This is a genomic window from Streptomyces sp. NPDC041124 (assembly GCF_055592385.1).
The window spans coordinates 134,644-151,233 of record NZ_JBVIYR010000001.1 but is presented as its reverse complement, the minus strand read 5'-3'; the positions used below and the strand labels follow the sequence as shown (position 1 = coordinate 151,233).

Here is a 16,590-nt window from a genome sequence, read left to right as displayed (position 1 = left end):
CGACGGTTGAGGTGGAGGGGCGGACATGGGTGTGGCGATCCGGACGGCTGGGGACGACGACCGGGAGCTGATAGTCCGCCTCCTGGACGAGGCGTTCCAGGACGACCCGGTCAGCGGCTGGGTCTTCCCGGGCCGGGAGTACCGCCGTGCGACGCACCACAAGCTCATGGCGGCCTTCACCGACGTCGTGCTCGCCGACGGACGCATCGACATCACCGAGGACGGCTCCGCCTGTGCCCTGTGGATGTCCGTCCCCGCGGAGGACTCCGCCGACGCCGAAGCCGGTGCGGGGGACCGCCCGGAGGACGACGGCTTCGCGCGGACGCGCCAGGACGTCGACCCCGACAACGAGCGGGTGGAGCTGATCGGCCGGCTCACGGCGGCCGTCCACCCCTCGGGCCGGGCCCACGAGTACCTGTGGATGATCGGCGTCACCCCCGGCCGTCAGGGCGAGGGCCTCGGCAGCGCACTGATCGGTTCCGTCCTGGACCGCTGCGACCGGGAGGGGCGGGCGGCCTACCTGGAGGCGAGCAACGAGCGCAGCCGTCTGCTGTACGAACGCCTCGGCTTCGAGGCCGCCGGTGAGCCCCTGGCCCTGCCGGAGGGCCCGTTCATGTGGCCGATGTGGCGTGAGCCCCGGCCCGCGGGCTCCGGCCACCAGGACTAGGAGAAGCCCCACAGCCGTCCTCCCGCCCCGTCCGGGCGCGAAAGGGACGTTCGGCCCTGGTCGCCGACGACCGTGCGGACTTCACTGGCTCGCGACCAGCGCCCGTCGGCCGCACCGAGCGGTGCGGCGGGGGGCGGACGACGAGACGGCGGGAGCACGATGAGCGCGGCGGGCGGCGGCGGGACGGACGGGGACATCGTGGTGGTGGGGCACGCGGATCTTGCCCCGGACGCCGTCCCGCTGGTGGAGGCCGCGCTGCGGGCCCGGCTGGCAGGCCACCCGGACCGCGGCGGCATGGCCACGGTGCGCACGGGCGCCGGGACGCCCCTGGCGTCCGGCCGGGCCGCGCGGGCGTCGGGCTGCCCGCTGGCCGTGGTGATCCCGACCCGGGCCGGGGTGCCGGCCATGCCACCCCCGCACGACCGGATGGCGACCGGTGAACTGCTCACCCTCGCCGACCAGGTGCGCCTGGTGGCCTACGACCCGGTGGACCGCGCCTCCTGCATCGGCGCCGACGAGCGTCTCGTCGCGGCCGGCGGGCTCCTGCTGGCGGTCTGGGACGGCTCACCGTCCGACGGCCGCGACGCCACGGCCCATCTGGTGACCTATGCCCGCGCACGGGGCGTCCCGGTGGAGATCGTGTGGCCCGAGGGCGCCGCCCGGCAGGCGGTGCGGCCGGCCGCCGGACCGGACTGAACACAGGGACCATCGGCCCCCGGTCCGGGACCCGCACAGGGCCCCTTCGACCCATGCGGGCCCCTCCTCCCGCCGCCGATCATGGGGCGCGCGAAACAGCTGGGGAGGAAGACATCCGGTGGATGAGATACGCATGGACCAGGTGAGCACCGCGGAGCGGGACGGGGCCCGTCCGGCACCTGGCGCGGTGGCCGTGGCCCACCGAGGAGACGTCGCGGGAGCGCCCGCGGCGGGCCGGGCCGCGTGGGTGGACTGGCTGACGACCACCGACCACAAGAAGATCGGCACGCTGTACCTGGTCAGCGCCTTCGTGTTCTTCGTCGTCGGCGGGGTGATGGCGCTGGTGATGCGCGCCGAACTCGCCCGACCCGGCACGCAGATCATGTCGAACGAGCAGTTCAACCAGGCGTTCACGATGCACGGTTCGATCATGCTGCTGATGTTCGCGATGCCGCTGTTCACCGGGTTCGCGAACTGGATCATGCCGTTGCAGATCGGGGCGCCCGACGTGGCGTTCCCCCGGCTGAACATGCTGGCGTTCTGGCTGTTCCTGTTCGGCTCCGTGATCGCCGCCGGAGGGTTCCTCACGCCCGGGGGCGCGGCCGACTTCGGCTGGTTCCTGTACGCGCCGCTGTCCAACGAGATCTACTCACCGGGCATCGGCGCCGATCTGTGGATCATGGGCGTGGCCCTGTCCGGCTTCGGCTCGATCCTCGGCGCGGTCAACTTCATCACCACGATCATCTGCATGCGGGCACCCGGGATGACGATGTTCCGCATGCCCATCTTCACCTGGAACGTACTGCTGACGGCGCTGCTGGTGCTGATCGTGTTCCCGGTCCTGGCGGCGGCGCTGTTCGCGCTGGAGTGCGACCGCACGTTCGGCAGCCACATCTTCGACTCGGCCAACGGCGGGGCGCTGCTGTGGCAGCACCTGTTCTGGTTCTTCGGCCATCCCGAGGTGTACATCCTGGCGCTGCCGTTCTTCGGCATCGTCTCCGAGGTGATCCCGGTCTTCTCCCGCAAGCCCATGTTCGGCTACATGGGCCTGATCGGCGCGACGATCGCCATCGCCGGGCTGTCGGTGACGGTGTGGGCGCACCACATGTACGTCACGGGCGGTGTGCTGCTGCCGTTCTTCGCCTTCATGACGATGCTGATCGCGGTGCCGACGGGCGTGAAGTTCTTCAACTGGATCGGCACCATGTGGAAGGGCAGCCTCTCCTTCGAGACGCCGATGCTGTGGACGGTGGGCTTCCTGGTCACCTTCCTCTTCGGCGGCCTGACCGGTGTGCTGCTGGCCTCGCCCCCGCTCGACTTCCACGTCTCCGACACGTACTTCGTCGTCGCGCACTTCCACTACACCGTCTTCGGCACGGTCGTGTACGCGATGTTCGCCGGATTCCACTTCTGGTGGCCGAAGTTCACCGGCAAGATGCTCGACGAACGCCTCGGCAAGATCACCTTCTGGACCCTCACGGCCGGCTTCCACCTGACCTTCCTCGTCCAGCACTGGCTGGGCGTCGAGGGGATGCCGCGCCGCTACGCCGACTACCTCGCGGCCGACGGCTTCACCGCTCTGAACACCCTGTCCTCGATCGGGTCGTTCCTGCTCGGCATGTCGATCCTGCCGTTCTTCTACAACATCTGGAAGACGGCCAAGTACGGCAAGCCGGTCGGCGTCGACGACCCCTGGGGGTACAGCCGCTCCCTGGAGTGGGCGACCTCCTGCCCGCCGCCGCGGCACAACTTCGTCAGCCTGCCGAGGATCCGCAGCGAGTCCCCGGCGTTCGACCTGCACCACCCGGAGATCGCCGCGCTCGAGACGGAGCGGTGAGCCGTGCCGCAGCCCGTACTCGCCTTGGGCTGCACGGCGGTGACCGCCGCCGGCAGCGTCTGGTACCTGCCCGCCCTCGCCGATCTGCGCGCCGGAGCCGACCGTCCGCGCTCCCGCCGTACCGCGGCGCTCGCCTGCCTCGCCGGCTGGGGCACGCTCGCCGCGGTCGCCGTGGCGCTGCTCGTGACCACGGCGTGGTGGACGCCCGCGGTGGTGGCGGCAGTGGGCGGCCCGGCCGCCACCGCACTGCGCGTCCGTGCCGCCGTGACACGAGCCGCCGAGCAGCGCGAGGCGGCCCGGCAGTGGGCGGGCCTGCCGCACGTCCCGCTGCCCGCCACCGCCCGCCACCGGCCTCGTGCGGTGGCCGTCACCGCGGCCGTCGCTCCCGTCATGGTCACGGTCCTGCTCCTGCTGACGGCCGGCCGGGGGCTGCCGGGATAGGCCCGGCGGTGACCCGCCCGCCGACCCGCGTAGGCGGGCGCACCCATGCGGAAGGACATTCCCCCACTGGGGTGCGGTCCCGAAAAGCGCTTGCGACCACTACGGGCGGAGTACTACAACTGGAGTTGTTCACAGCGAGTGCCGCCTACGGGAAGAGACCGCGTTGCGCAAGCTCACCTACTTCATCGCCTGCTCCATCGACGGCTTCATCGGAGACCCGGAGGGCGACGCGTCGTACATGTACCCCTTCGTCGACGAGGAGTTCCTCGGCTACCTCACCTCGGAGTACCCGGAGACCATCACGAGCCCCGGCCGCAGACAGCTCGGCATCGACGACCTGCCGAACAAGCGGTTCGACACGGTCATCCAGGGCCGGGCCAGCTACGACCTGGCCCTCAAGGAGGGCATCACCAGCCCCTACGCCCACCTGCGCGAGTACGTCGCCTCCCGCACCCTCGCCCCATCGCCCGACCCGAACGTCGAGATCGTCGCGGACGACGTGGTCGGCCGGGTGCGCGCGCTGAAGGCGGAGGACAGCGCGTACGACATCTACCTCTGCGGCGGAGCGCAGCTCGCCGGCGTGCTGGCCGACGAGGTCGACGAACTGGTCATCAAGAGCTATCCCGTCGTGCAGGGGTCCGGGATGCCGATGTTCGCCTCCGCCTTCTCCGTCACGGAGTTCACCCTGGACTCGGTACGCGCGTTCGGCAACGGCGTGGTGGTGCGCACGTACGGCAGGAAGCGGTGAAGGGCCGGCCCGGCCGGGAGCCGCGCGCTGACGTCGCGTCATGAAGGGAAGGGGGGAACAGACGCCGCGCGGTGTGGCGGTGGGCGACAGGCGTCCGGACGGCCGTGGTGCTCCTCGCCGGCGGAGCGACGTGGCGGTTGCGGGACCCGGCCGAGCCGCCGCCCCCCATCGGCTGGGAGGAGACGCGGCCCGGTCCCGCCCCCGGGTCTCCCGGAGCACCGGGAGACCCGGTGCCCGCTCCCCGCACCGCCGCCGGACGCCGGGGACGGCGCGGTGACCACCGGATGCCTCCACGCGTTCGATCAGCCCGACGGGGCGACGAGCATGCCCGTCCACGGATCGCGGCCGGTCAGGCAGTAGACACCGCCCGTGGGGTCGCGCATCACCGTCCAGTGGCCGAACTCGGCGACGGTCAGGGCCCCGTGTCCCTCGTGCCGTGCGCGGGTGGCGGCGACGTCGGCGCAGGCCAGATCCGGATGGGCGGAGACGGGCCGCTCGTCCTCGGTCCGCTGCAGCAGGAAGCGCACCGGCAGCCCGGCCGGCGGCCGGACCACACGGAACTCCGGCAGCGAGCCGGGCACGGAGTCCCAGTCGGACAACAGCGCGCTCCAGAAGGTGACTTCCTCGTCGTAGCGGGACGGCGGGATGCCGAGGCACACCTGGTCCAGCCGGCTGCCGTACGCGACGGGTGGCCGCACCGACTCCCCGTGCCAGGGGATCGCGCAGAACAACTGCCCGGCCGGCGACCGCAGGACCGTCCAGCCCTCGTGCTCGGCGACCGTCCCCGCACCCAGCCGCCGGGCCGCCGCGACGAACTCCGGGATGTCCTCCACGGAGAGGTCGAGATGCACCCCGCCCTCACCCGAGACGAGGCGCTGCACCCCCGCGCAGGCATCCGCGCCGTCCACCGACAGCGTCACGAACTCCCCGTGTCCGCCGCTCGGTTCGGACAGCCGCGTACCCGTGACGGCAGCCCAGAACGCACCCGCCCGGTCGGCCGCCGTGCCGGGCCGGTCGAGGAAGGCGTACGTCCAGCGGACGGTCACCGGCCGGGGCGTTCCATGAAGCGCAGCATGTTCCCCGCCGGGTCGCGGAACGCGCAGTCCCGCACCCCGTACGGCTGGTCCGCGGGCTCCTGGATCACGTCGACGCCCGCGGCCCGGACGCGCTCGAAGAGGGCGTCGCAGTCGGTGGTGGTGAAGTTGACCCCCCGCAGCATGCCCTTGGCGAGCAGCTCCGCCATGGCCTGCCTGTCACCGGGGGAGGCGTCCGGATTCGCCGCGGGCGGCTCCAGGACGATCTCCACGTCCTGGTCCGGCGAGGCGACCGTCACCCACCGCATCCCCTCGAACCCGACGTCGTTGCGGACCTCGAGCCCCAGCACGTCGCGGTAGAAGGACAGCGCCTTGTCGTGATCGTCGACGGCGATGAAGCACTGGGCGAGTCTCGCGTCCGTTCCTGTGTCCATACCGCCACGTTAGAAGGTTTCCCCCGGATCGGCCCGCGTCCTGCCGCGCACCGGGCGGGTGTACGTCCGTGCCACACACGGCGGGATCACCGCGCTCTCCTCGTGCGACCGGGCCCGGTACGCGCTCGGCGTCTGACCGACCAGCTCGGTGAAGCGCGAACTGAACGAACCGAGCGAGGTGCAGCCCACCGCGAGGCACACCTCCGTCACCGTCAGATCACCGCGCCGCAGCAGCGCCTTGGCCCGCTCGACCCGCCGGGTCATGAGATAGGCGTACGGCGTCTGCCCGTACGCCGCGCGGAAACTGCGCTGGAAGTGCCCGGGGGACATCAGCGCGGTCCGCGCCAGCCCGGAGACGTCCAGCGGTTCGGCGTACTCCCGGTCCATCCGGTCCCGGGCCCGCCGCAGACGCCTCAGATCGTCCAGATCCATCCCCCCAGCATCCCATGCCCGCCCGGCCCTTCACGGTCCGTCCGCCGTGACGCCGAGCCGGCGGAACTCCTCCACCGGGTACGGTGTGCGCCTGCTCCGGTCGCGGAAGGCGCGGGTGAAGCCGGACATCACCGCGGCGACCGGCGCGTGCCGGGCGAGGATCGCCGCGGCCTCCTCCGGGACGCCCGCGGGACGCCTGCCCGCCGCGAAGTCGCGGATCAGCGCGTACCGGCCCTCCCGGTCGTCCGGCCGGTACCCGTACAGGGCGGTGACGAGCCAGTTCACCAGGTGGGCCGCGGTGTAGCAGCGGTCGTACGTCCGGTGTCCGCCGACGAACGCGGCCTCCGCGGCCGACAGCTCGAAGTGGGAGGAGACGGCGAGCCCGAAGTCCGCGAAGTAGAGGCGCCGGCCGTCGGTCAGGACGTTCTCGAAGTGCGCGTCGAAGTGCAGCAGCCCGCGGCCGTTCATGAACGCGACGCCGTCCGCGAGCTGCCGCTCCACCAGGGCGCAGGCCCGGCCCGCGGTCTCGCCCCCCGCCGCGACCCGGGCGCCCAGCCACTGGTGCACGTTCTGCGGGATGTACTCCAGGAACAGCGTCAGACCGGCCCGGGACTCCTCCAGGGCACGGATCCGGCGGCGCACCGCCGGCCCGCCACCCCAGTAGGCGACGGCACGGTCGACGTCGGCCAGTTCCTCGGGCAGGGGTGTGACGTCCGGCAGCACCCGCCAGTGGTACATCAGGGGGAATCCCTCGTGCTCCGCCGCCAGCACCCAGCCGGTCGTCAGGGTGTGCGCGGCGAGTTCACGCCAGGCCCCGAAGCCCGGCCCGCCGAGGGCGCCGACGCCGTAGTGGCAGAAGAGGGGCAGCCCGAAGAGGTCCGCCGTGGACCGGACGTGCTCCGGCCGCAGTTCCAGGCCCGTGAGAGGCACCCGCTTCACGAACACCGGCGTCCCGGCGACCTCCGTCACGGCCGCCGTCCCGCCGATGCCGGCACCGGCCGGCACGGCCTCGTCCACCAGCTCGCGCAGGGCCCGGTCACCGAGCCGGGCCAGCGACGCGGAGACGGCGCCGTGAGCGCGCAGCCGGGCGGCGCGCGACATGTCGGGCCACCCCACTACCGCCCCCGCGCCGTCGTACGGACCCGGTCGGCGCAACGGACCGCACCCGGACCGTCGGAGGTGCCGTGGGCGGCGTTCCGCGGGCCGGGTGCGGGTGGAGGGACGCTGCAAAACGTAAGGAATCGCAGGTCGCAAGGCACGAAGGTCAGGCCTTCTTGGTCTCCCAGAAGATCTTGTCGATCTGGGCGATGTAGTCCAGCGCCTTCTGGCCGGTGGCCGGGTCCGTCGACGCCTTGGCGGCCGACAGGGCCTTCAGGGCGTCGTTGACCAGCTGGTGCAGCTCCGGGTACTTCTCGAAGTGCGGCGGCTTGAAGTAGTCGCTCCACAGCACGGAGACGTGGTGCTTCGCCAGCTCGGCGCGCTGCTCCTTGATGACCGTGGCACGGGCCTGGAAGTGCGGGTCGTCGTTGCCGGCCATCTTTTCCTGGACGGCCTTCACCGACTCCGCCTCGATGCGGGCCTGGGCCGGGTCGTACACGCCGCAGGGCAGGTCGCAGTGGGCGCTGACCTTGACCTTGGGGGCAAACAGGCGGGAAAGCATGGAGCGTTTCCTTCCTCGTGATCGTCTTCTCACCGTGGACATTACTCCGTGGCGGACGGCTTTTCGCGGGTGCCCCCGCGGGCTTAGGACAAAAGTCCGGGGTGAGACTGAGACTGGTGGAGTAAGAACCGGGGAGGTGCCGGGAGATGCCGGAGCTGCCGTCGCAGGACGCCGAGCGGGCGAGGCCGCCGCTGCCCTTCGGGGTGGCCGAGGTGACCGGGCCGTCGATGGTGCCGACGCTGCACCACGGGGACCGGCTGCTGGTGCACTACGGCGCACGGGTCAGACGCGGTGACGTGATCGTGCTGCGGCATCCGTTCCAGCAGGACCTGCTCGTGGTGAAGCGGGCCGCCGAGCGGCGGGACGGCGGCTGGTGGGTGCTGGGGGACAACAGCTACGCGGGCGGTGACAGCACCGACTACGGAGTGGTGCCGGACGAGCTGGTGCTGGGCCGGGTCCGCTTCCGCTACCGGCCGCGCACGTCTCAGGTGCGCTCGCCGCTGGCCGTGGTGGGGTGGGCGCTGTCGTCGGCGCGGCCCGTGTTCTCCGTCCGGTCGGCCTCCAGGCGTTTGCGTGCGCGGTAGGCGGCCACGTTGGCGCGGGTCGCGCAGCGGTCGGAGCAGTAGCGGCGCGAGCGGTTGGTCGAGGTGTCCAGGTAGGCGTTGCGGCAGGGCGACGCCTCGCACAGTCCGAGCCGGTCCACGCCGTACTCGGTGAGGTGGAAGGCGAGGCCCATCGCGGCGATGGCGGCGTAGCCCGCCGTCGCGTTGGACGGGTGATCGGCGAGGTGCATGTGCCACAGCGGGCGGCCGTCGTCGTCGCGGAAGTCGTGGCCGGAGATCTGCGGGCTGACGGGGAACTCCAGCAGCAGGGAGTTCAGCAGGTCGACCGCGAGCGTCTCGTCCCCGCCGTCCGCCGCCTCGAAGACCGAGCGGAGCCTGGCCCGGACCGAGCGGAACCGTGTCACGTCTGCGTCGGTGGCGCGCCGGGCGGCCGACTGGTTCCCGCCGAACAGGTCGCGGACCGCCTCGACCGAGGTGAGCGTGTCCTTGCCCCGGGCCGGCTCCTCGGTGTTGACGAGGCGTACGGCATAGTCCGAGTAATAGGCCAGTTCCACTTGTAGTCCTTACGCAGGGGCTCTATGGTCGTGCGTGCGGTCGGGTAATAGACGGTCGTGCTGCAAGGGTATTACGTGACGGAGACGAGGGAGGGGCTCGATGACGGACGCGCACACCACCACGGCCGCCGCCGACTGGCACGCCTGGCAGGAGAGCTGGGACCGGCAGCAGGAGTGGTACATGCCCGACCGCGAGGAGCGGTTCCGGGTCATGCTCGACATGGTCGAGGCCCTCGTCGGGACCGCCCCGCGCGTGCTCGACCTGGCCTGCGGCACCGGCAGCATCACCGCCCGCCTGCTCGCCCGCCTCCCCGAGGCCACCAGCACCGGCGTCGACCTGGACCCGGCGCTGCTCGCCATCGCCGAGGGCACCTTCGCGGGGGACGAGCGGGTCACCTTCGTCACCGCCGACCTCAAGGACCCCGGCTGGGCCGAGGCGCTGCCGCACGACTCCTACGACGCCGTGCTGACCGCCACCGCACTCCACTGGCTGCACAGCGAACCTCTCGCGGACCTCTACGGGCACGTCGCGGGCCTGGTCCGCGACGGCGGCGTCTTCATGAACGCGGACCACATGATCGACGAGGCCACGCCCCGGATCAACGCGGCCGAGCGCGCCCAGCGGCACGCCCGCATGGACCGGGCCAGGGCCGAAGGGGCCCTCGACTGGTCCGAGTGGTGGCGGCTCGCCGCGCAGGACCCGGTCCTCGCGCGGCCCACGGCCCGCCGGTTCGAGATCTACGGCGAGCACGCCGAGGGAGACATGCCGTCGGCCGCGTGGCACGCGCGCGTACTGCGGGAGAAGGGCTTCGGCGAGGCGCGCCCGGTGTGGTGCTCGCCGTCGGACACCCTGCTGCTGGCCCTGAAGTAGCGGACGCGGGAAGGGGCGGTACGGAGGATCCGTACCGCCCCTTCGCCGTGCGCGTTCCCGCGGTCAGAGCACCTTGGAAAGGAACGACTTGGTGCGCTCGTGCTGCGGGTCGGTCAGCACCTGGCGCGGGTCGCCGGACTCGACCACCACGCCGCCGTCCATGAAGACCAGGCTGTCGCCCACCTCGCGGGCGAAGCCCATCTCGTGGGTGACGACGACCATCGTCATGCCCGACTCGGCGAGGTCGCGCATGACGTCGAGGACGTCACCGACCAGCTCCGGGTCGAGGGCCGAGGTCGGCTCGTCGAAGAGCATCAGCTTGGGGTCCATGGCGAGCGCCCGCGCGATCGCCACCCGCTGCTGCTGGCCGCCGGAGAGCTGCGAGGGGTAGTTGCCGGTCTTGTCACCGAGGCCCACCCGCTCCAGGAGCTGCATCGCGCGCTCCCTGGCCTTCGCCCTGGCCACGCCCTTGACCTGCACGGGCGCTTCCATGACGTTCTCGACCGCGGTCAGGTGCGGGAACAGGTTGAAGCGCTGGAAGACCATGCCGATGTCCCGGCGCTTGAGGGCGACCTCGCTGTCCTTGAGCTCGTACAGCTTGTCGCCCTTCTGGCGGTAGCCCACCAGATCGCCGTCGACGTACAGACGGCCGGCGTTGATCTTCTCCAGGTGGTTGATGCATCTGAGGAAGGTCGACTTGCCGGAGCCGGAGGGGCCGATGAGGCAGAACACCTCGCCGGTCTTCACCTCCAGGTCGATGCCCTTGAGGACCTCGACGTGACCGAAGGACTTGTGGACGCCCTCCGCCTTGACCATGGGGACGTCCGTGCCCTTCACGGGCGCGTCCGTCTTGCTGAGCTTCTCGCTCATGCCGTGCCTCCCTTCGGGCGGCCGAAGGAGAACGTGCTGGCCTTGACCTTCTGCCACGGTGTCGGCGGCAGCTGGCGGGTGGTGCCCTTGGCGTAGTGGCGCTCGATGTAGTACTGGCCGACGCTGAAGAGGGACGTCACCAGCAGGTACCAGGCGGCCGCGAGGAACAGCATCTCGGCCGGGGCGCCGGAGGTCTGGCCGATGTCCTGGGCGGCGCGCAGCAGCTCGGGATACTGGACGACCGACACCAGCGAGGTCGTCTTCAGCATGTTGATGACCTCGTTGCCCGTCGGCGGCACGATCACGCGCATCGCCTGCGGGATGACGATCCGGCGCAGGGTCTTCGCGTGGCTCATGCCCAGGGCGTGCGACGCCTCGGTCTGGCCCTCGTCGACCGCGAGCAGGCCGGCCCGGCAGATCTCCGCCATGTAGGCGGCCTCGTTGAGGCCGAGGCCCAGCAGGGCGGTCAGGAACGGGGTCATGAAGTCCGACCACTCGTCCTTGTAGAACGGCCCGAGGTTGATGTACTCGAAGACCAGGCCCAGGTTGAACCAGACGATCAGCTGCACCAGGACCGGGGTGCCGCGGAAGAACCAGATGTAGAACCACGCGATCGACGAGGTCACCGGGTTCTTCGACAGGCGCATCACGGCCAGCATGATGCCGCCGACGATGCCGATCGCCATGGCCAGCAGGGTGAGCAGCAGGGTCTTGCCGAGGCCGCTGAGGATGCGGTCGTCGAAGAAGTAGTCGGGGATCGTGCCCCAGTTGATCTTGCCCTGGGAGAACGCGTACACGACCCCGACCAGCAGGGCCAGTGCGACGACGGCGGTGATGTACCGCCCGTAGTGCCGGACCGGGACGGCCTTGATGGCCTCCGGTCCGGCGGGGGGCGTGTCGGCCGGACCCGTCGTCTTGTCGATGTCAGCAGTCACGGGTGTTGCCTTTCAGTGCCGCGTCGCCGCGGTCACTTGCCACCGTTGATGGTGGCCTTGTCGACGGCGCCCTCGGCGACGCCCCACTTGTCCATGATCTTCTTGTACTCGCCGTTGGCGATGATCGCGTCCAGCGCGGCCTGGAGGGCGTCCCGCAGCTGCGTGTCGCCCTTGGCGACCGCGATGCCGTACGGGGCGGCCTCGACCTGCTCGCCGACCAGCTGGAAGTCGTTGCCGCCGCCGGAGGTCTTCACCGCGTACGCGGCGACCGGGAAGTCGGAGGAGCCGGCGTCGGCGCCGCCCGCGCGCAGACGGGTCTGCGCCTGCTGGTCGTTGTCGAAGGCCTCGATGGTGATCTTCTTGCCGGCCGGGCACTTCTCGGACTCGGCCTTGGCCAGGTCCTCCGAGACCGTGCCGCGCTGCACCACGATCTTCTTGCCGCACAGGTCGGCCCAGGTCTTGATGCCCTGGTCGTCGCCCTTCTTGGTGTAGATCGAGACACCGGCGGTGAAGTAGTCGACGAAGTCGACGCCCTCGCCGACCTTCTTGCCGGTCTCGGAGTCGACGCCGTCCTGGCGGTCCTTGGTGTCGGTCATCGCCGACATGGCCATGTTGTAGCGGCCCGAGCGCAGACCGGTGATCAGCGTGTCGAAGGTGCCGTTCTCGAACTCGAACTTCACGCCGAGCTGCTTGCCCATGGCGTCGGCGAGGTCGGGGTCGATGCCGACGACCTTGCCGGAGTCGTCCTTGAACTCGACCGGGGCGTACGCGATGTCGGAGCCGACCTTGACGACGCCCTTGTCGCGGATCTCCTTCGGGAGCTTGTCGGCCAGCGGGGCGGAGTTCCCCGCCTGGGTGTCGCCGCTGTCCGAGCCGGTGTCCTTGGTCTGGTCACCGCAGCCGGTGAGAAGCAGTGCGCCTGCGACCGCGATCGCGCCGACCGCTGCAATCCGGGAGCGTGCGGCGGTGGTACGACGGGTGGTGCTTGCGGTCATGGTGGGTTCCTCCGGCGGATGGGTGGAGTTGCCGATGGGGCCGGCGACGGCCTGAACGGCCTCGCCATGGTTCGTCGAGAGCACACGCCTTCGAGTGTCGCGACCTCGTGTGATGACCGCATCTTGCCATTCGGACTGCTCCGTTCAGGGGGCTCGCGATGTCAAAATCGGATAACGGGTGACGCGCGAACCGGAGTGGTCCGCTCCATAGCGACCGGACAGTCTGCGGGAATCCTCCATTCCGGCCGGAAGATCTTCGGCCTGGCCCGTGTCACGGAAGTGGCTGCCGTGGCCTTTGGTGCGGTTGTGGGCTTGCTGGCGGTTCGTCCAGGTCTTGTCCTGATATCGGACGATGATTCCGGGAGTCGGCATGTGACCTTGACGTTATGGACTCGTCGCCGAAGGCGTCCGTCCGGTAAGAAGGTTCTTTACACCCCTCATCCGGGGCTCGAGGGCGCGTGTGCGGCGCGCCCGTCGTGTTCGGCCCGTACGCATCATCCCTCCGGGCCTTGCGCGGTCCCGCCCACCCCTCACCAGGAGTGGCAACCCTCAACCGTAAATACTTAAGGGGTAAAACCAAGTGGCAGCGGAGATTGTCAATCCTCGCAGCGACAGCGAAAACCGGAACGGTCACCAGGAACCGGAGAGCGGGGCAGAGCCCCTGGATTCCTTCGACCCGGCGTTCGCGCTGCACCGCGGCGGCAAGATGGCTGTGCAGGCCACCGTGCCGATCCGCGACAAGGACGATCTGTCCCTGGCTTACACGCCCGGCGTCGCGAAGGTGTGCAGCGCGATCGCCGAGCAGCCGGACCTCGTCCACGACTACACGTGGAAGTCGCAGGTCGTCGCCGTCGTGACCGACGGCACGGCCGTGCTCGGACTCGGGGACATCGGACCCGAGGCCTCCCTCCCGGTGATGGAGGGCAAGGCCATCCTCTTCAAGCAGTTCGGCGGCGTGGACGCGGTCCCGCTCGCGCTGAACTGCACCGACGTCGACGAGATCGTCGAGACGGTGGTCCGTCTCGCCCCGTCCTTCGGCGGGGTGAACCTGGAGGACATCTCGGCGCCCCGGTGCTTCGAGATCGAGCGGCGGCTGCAGGAGCGGCTGGACATCCCGGTCTTCCACGACGACCAGCACGGCACGGCGGTCGTGTCGCTGGCGGCGCTGCGGAACGCGGCGCGGCTGAGCGGGCGCACGCTGGGTGAGCTGCGGGCCGTGATCTCGGGCGCGGGCGCCGCGGGCGTCGCGATCGCCAAGATGCTGGTCGAGGCCGGCATCGGCGACGTCGCCGTGGCGGACCGCAAGGGCGTCGTCTCGCGGGACCGCGAGGACCTCACGCCGATCAAGGCGGAGCTGGCGTCGTTCACCAACAAGGCCGGTCTCTCCGGGACGCTGGAGTCGGCGCTGGCCGGCGCCGACGTGTTCATCGGTGTCTCCGGCGGCACGGTGGCGGAGTCGGCGGTGGCGTCGATGGCCGAGGGCGCGTTCGTCTTCGCCATGGCCAACCCGAACCCGGAGGTGCACCCGGAGGTCGCGCACAAGTACGCGGCGGTCGTGGCCACCGGACGGTCGGACTTCCCCAACCAGATCAACAACGTGCTGGCGTTCCCCGGGATCTTCGCGGGAGCGCTGCAGGTGCGGGCCTCCCGCATCACCGAAGGGATGAAGCTGGCGGCGGCCGAGGCGCTGGCCTCGGTGGTCGGTGACGATCTCGCCGCCGACTACGTCATCCCCTCCCCGTTCGACGAGCGGGTCGCCCCCGCGGTGACGGCGGCGGTCGCCGCTGCCGCCCGGGCGGAGGGTGTCGCCCGCCGCTGAGGCGCGTGCCTCCCCGCCGGCCCCGTCCCCCGTGGGACGGGGCCGGTTCTTTTCACCTGCCGTGCCGCCGGTCGAGTGGACGGCGGGGCTGCCGTGGCACGGCCGGGCGGCTGGCAAGAGGGCGTGTCTCACAGCGGGCCCTGGTTCCCCAGGGCGGGCCCGGGACCTATCGTCAAGGTCATGTTCGCCGTCTACGCCGCCCGAATCGACCGCGACCAGCCGCTCAACGGTCTGGAGTCGGGGGAGCGTCCCGCTCCCGAGACCCGGCCCGGCTGGAGCACCGTCACGGTCAAGGCCGCCTCCCTCAACCACCACGACCTCTGGTCCCTGCGGGGCGTCGGCCTCGCGGAGGACAAGCTGCCGATGATCCTCGGCTGCGACGCCGCCGGTGTCGACGCGGACGGCAACGAGGTCGTCCTGCACTCCGTGATCGGCCAGAGCGGTCACGGGGTCGGGCCCAGGGAGCCCCGGTCCATCCTGACCGAGCGCTACCAGGGCACCTTCGCCGAGCAGGTCTCCGTGCCCACCTGGAACATCCTGCCCAAGCCGAAGGAGCTCTCCTTCGAGGAGGCCGCCTGCCTGCCGACCGCGTGGCTCACCGCCTACCGGATGCTGTTCACCAACGCCGGGGTGCGGCCCGGTGACTCCGTCCTGGTGCAGGGCGCCGGGGGCGGGGTCGCGACCGCCGCGATCGTGCTCGGCAAGGCCGCCGGGCTGCGCGTCTTCGCCACCAGCCGGGACGAGGCCAAGCGCAAGCGGGCGCTCGAACTCGGTGCCGTGGAGGCCGTGGAGCCCGGTGCGCGGCTGCCGCAGCGGGTCGACGCCGTCATCGAGACCGTGGGGGCCGCCACCTGGTCCCACTCGGTGAAGTCGCTGCGCCCCGGCGGCACGCTGGTGATCTCCGGGGCCACCAGTGGTGACCGGCCCTCGCACGCCGAGCTGACCCGCGTCTTCTTCCTGGAGCTGAAGATCGTCGGCTCCACGATGGGGACCAAGGACGAGCTGGAGGATCTGCTCTCCTTCTGCGCCGCCACAGGCGTACGTCCCGTCATCGACGAGGTCCTGCCCCTGGACCGGGCCCGGGAGGGCTTCGAGCGGATGGCGGACGGGGGACTCTTCGGGAAGATCGTGCTCACCGGTCACTGAGGGGCGCGGGTTCGCGTCGACGGCCGGTCCGGATCACCGGGCTGGCCGTCGGTGTGTCAACTGAGGTTGACGACGGCAGTTCTGTCAACGTACGTTGACATCATGACTGAGGCAACCGATCTCGCCGAGCGGGCGGGCGACCGTGATCCACGGGTCGGCCTGCGGGCCGTCGCCGCGCTGCGCAGGCTGCTGGAGCAACTGGAGACCGTCCAGGTGCGCAACGCGCGCAACCAGGGCTGGTCGTGGCAGGAGATCGCCACCGAACTCGGGGTCAGCAGGCAGGCCGTGCACAAGAAGTACGGGAGGCATTGATGTTCGAGCGGTTCACGAAGGACGCCCGGGACGTGGTGAAGGCGGCGGTCGCCCATGCGGAGCGGGTGGGTGCCCGCCGGGTGGACGCCGGGCACCTGCTGCTGGCCCTCCTCGACCGGGAGGGCAGCAGGGCCTCCTTCGCGCTGGCGGCCCTCGGGCTCGACGGACGGCGGGAGTCGGTGCGGGAGGCGCTGGAGCTGGCCCGCCGGCGGGGCGGGCTGACCCAGGCCGAGACGGACGCCCTCGCCGGGCTGGGGATCCATGTGCCGGAGATCGTGGCCCGGGTGGAGGAGGCGCACGGGGCCGGGGCGTTGTCCTCCGACTGTCGGGGCGGCGGCCGGTGGTCGGGGCACCGCCCCTTCGAGCAGGAGGCCAAGGACGTCCTGACCGGGGCGTTGCGCGCCGCCACCGCCCTACGGGACCGGCGCATCGGCGACCAGCACCTCCTGCTCGCCCTCACCGCCCGCCCCGGCGTCCCCGCCGAGGTCCTCGCCGACCACGGGGTGACGTACGAGTCCGTGACCCGGCTCCTGTACGGGGAGGGCGGCGAGGCCAGGGCGGCGGGCTGACGGCGGC

The 16,590-nt window shown here is 71.1% G+C and carries 20 protein-coding genes; 11 read left to right on the top strand and 9 right to left on the bottom strand.

The window, feature by feature from the left end:
* The first annotated feature begins 25 nt into the window (after positions 1-25).
* The 5 genes from ACZ6A9_RS00735 to ACZ6A9_RS00715 all read left to right on the top strand — a co-directional run bounded on the left by ACZ6A9_RS00735 (position 26) and on the right by ACZ6A9_RS00715 (position 4,389).
* Positions 26-667, top strand: coding sequence for a GNAT family N-acetyltransferase (locus tag ACZ6A9_RS00735; RefSeq protein ID WP_468975950.1), 642 nt, complete (start codon positions 26-28; stop codon positions 665-667).
* A gap of 159 nt (positions 668-826) precedes the next feature.
* Positions 827-1,363 carry a hypothetical protein gene (locus ACZ6A9_RS00730; protein WP_468975947.1) on the top strand — a complete coding sequence of 179 codons (537 nt, stop codon included), beginning with the start codon at positions 827-829 and terminating at the stop codon, positions 1,361-1,363.
* A gap of 133 nt (positions 1,364-1,496) precedes the next feature.
* Complete coding sequence (gene ctaD, locus ACZ6A9_RS00725; RefSeq protein ID WP_468977888.1) at positions 1,497-3,200, top strand: aa3-type cytochrome oxidase subunit I; 1,704 nt, start codon at positions 1,497-1,499, stop codon at positions 3,198-3,200.
* Positions 3,201-3,203: 3 nt separating this feature from the next.
* Positions 3,204-3,641: a hypothetical protein gene (locus tag ACZ6A9_RS00720; RefSeq protein ID WP_468975944.1), complete on the top strand. Its 438-nt coding sequence runs from the start codon at positions 3,204-3,206 to the stop codon at positions 3,639-3,641.
* Between the two features lie 163 nt (positions 3,642-3,804).
* Positions 3,805-4,389 (top strand): dihydrofolate reductase family protein, encoded by a 585-nt coding sequence (locus ACZ6A9_RS00715; RefSeq protein WP_468975942.1) that lies wholly within the window; start codon positions 3,805-3,807, stop codon positions 4,387-4,389.
* A 302-nt stretch (positions 4,390-4,691) separates the two neighbouring features.
* On the opposite strand, the gene ACZ6A9_RS00710 is transcribed toward ACZ6A9_RS00715, so the two are convergent.
* The 5 genes from ACZ6A9_RS00710 to sodN form a co-directional block, all read right to left on the bottom strand.
* Complete coding sequence (locus ACZ6A9_RS00710) at positions 4,692-5,435, bottom strand: VOC family protein (RefSeq protein ID WP_468975939.1); 744 nt, start codon at positions 5,433-5,435, stop codon at positions 4,692-4,694.
* Positions 5,432-5,857: a VOC family protein gene (locus tag ACZ6A9_RS00705; RefSeq protein ID WP_468975937.1), complete on the bottom strand. Its 426-nt coding sequence runs from the start codon at positions 5,855-5,857 to the stop codon at positions 5,432-5,434. The genes ACZ6A9_RS00710 and ACZ6A9_RS00705 overlap by 4 nt, the downstream gene beginning before the upstream one ends.
* A 9-nt stretch (positions 5,858-5,866) precedes the next feature.
* Positions 5,867-6,289, bottom strand: coding sequence for a helix-turn-helix transcriptional regulator (locus ACZ6A9_RS00700; protein ID WP_468975935.1), 423 nt, complete (start codon positions 6,287-6,289; stop codon positions 5,867-5,869).
* 30 nt (positions 6,290-6,319) lie between these two features.
* Entirely contained in the window at positions 6,320-7,390 is a 1,071-nt protein-coding gene (locus ACZ6A9_RS00695; RefSeq protein ID WP_468975932.1) for a protein kinase family protein, read from the bottom strand.
* A 163-nt stretch (positions 7,391-7,553) separates the two neighbouring features.
* Positions 7,554-7,949 (bottom strand): superoxide dismutase, Ni, encoded by a 396-nt coding sequence (sodN, locus tag ACZ6A9_RS00690; protein WP_023546844.1) that lies wholly within the window; start codon positions 7,947-7,949, stop codon positions 7,554-7,556.
* Between the two features lie 146 nt (positions 7,950-8,095).
* On the opposite strand from sodN, the gene sodX reads away from it, so the two are divergent.
* On the top strand, positions 8,096-8,533 hold the full coding sequence (gene sodX / locus ACZ6A9_RS00685; RefSeq protein ID WP_468975929.1) for a nickel-type superoxide dismutase maturation protease: 438 nt from the start codon (positions 8,096-8,098) through the stop codon (positions 8,531-8,533).
* Here the strand turns inward: sodX and ACZ6A9_RS00680 are convergent.
* Entirely contained in the window at positions 8,434-9,066 is a 633-nt protein-coding gene (locus ACZ6A9_RS00680; protein ID WP_468975927.1) for a CGNR zinc finger domain-containing protein, read from the bottom strand. The genes sodX and ACZ6A9_RS00680 overlap by 100 nt on opposite strands.
* 100 nt (positions 9,067-9,166) lie before the next feature.
* Between ACZ6A9_RS00680 and ACZ6A9_RS00675 the strand changes: the two genes are divergently transcribed.
* The gene (locus ACZ6A9_RS00675; RefSeq protein ID WP_468975924.1) at positions 9,167-9,937 is read left to right on the top strand and encodes a class I SAM-dependent methyltransferase; all 771 of its coding nucleotides are present in this window, start codon (positions 9,167-9,169) and stop codon (positions 9,935-9,937) included.
* Positions 9,938-10,000: 63 nt separating this feature from the next.
* On the opposite strand, the gene ACZ6A9_RS00670 is transcribed toward ACZ6A9_RS00675, so the two are convergent.
* The 3 genes from ACZ6A9_RS00670 to ACZ6A9_RS00660 are packed head-to-tail and all read right to left on the bottom strand — an operon-like array spanning position 10,001 to position 12,737.
* Entirely contained in the window at positions 10,001-10,807 is an 807-nt protein-coding gene (locus tag ACZ6A9_RS00670) for an amino acid ABC transporter ATP-binding protein (RefSeq protein ID WP_468975922.1), read from the bottom strand.
* Entirely contained in the window at positions 10,804-11,742 is a 939-nt protein-coding gene (locus ACZ6A9_RS00665; protein WP_468975920.1) for an amino acid ABC transporter permease, read from the bottom strand. The genes ACZ6A9_RS00670 and ACZ6A9_RS00665 overlap by 4 nt, the downstream gene beginning before the upstream one ends.
* A 32-nt stretch (positions 11,743-11,774) precedes the next feature.
* A complete protein-coding gene (locus tag ACZ6A9_RS00660) occupies positions 11,775-12,737 on the bottom strand; it encodes an ABC transporter substrate-binding protein (protein ID WP_468975917.1) in 963 nt (320 codons plus the stop codon).
* Between the two features lie 580 nt (positions 12,738-13,317).
* Here ACZ6A9_RS00660 and ACZ6A9_RS00655 point away from each other — a divergent pair.
* The 4 genes from ACZ6A9_RS00655 (at position 13,318) to ACZ6A9_RS00640 (ending at position 16,583) form a co-directional block, all read left to right on the top strand.
* Complete coding sequence (locus ACZ6A9_RS00655) at positions 13,318-14,556, top strand: NAD(P)-dependent malic enzyme (protein ID WP_468975915.1); 1,239 nt, start codon at positions 13,318-13,320, stop codon at positions 14,554-14,556.
* 180 nt (positions 14,557-14,736) lie between these two features.
* Positions 14,737-15,702: a zinc-binding dehydrogenase gene (locus ACZ6A9_RS00650; protein ID WP_468975912.1), complete on the top strand. Its 966-nt coding sequence runs from the start codon at positions 14,737-14,739 to the stop codon at positions 15,700-15,702.
* 102 nt (positions 15,703-15,804) lie between these two features.
* Complete coding sequence (locus ACZ6A9_RS00645) at positions 15,805-16,014, top strand: HTH domain-containing protein (protein WP_030860301.1); 210 nt, start codon at positions 15,805-15,807, stop codon at positions 16,012-16,014.
* Positions 16,014-16,583: a Clp protease N-terminal domain-containing protein gene (locus ACZ6A9_RS00640; protein ID WP_468975910.1), complete on the top strand. Its 570-nt coding sequence runs from the start codon at positions 16,014-16,016 to the stop codon at positions 16,581-16,583. The genes ACZ6A9_RS00645 and ACZ6A9_RS00640 overlap by 1 nt, the downstream gene beginning before the upstream one ends.
* Positions 16,584-16,590 lie beyond the last annotated feature (7 nt).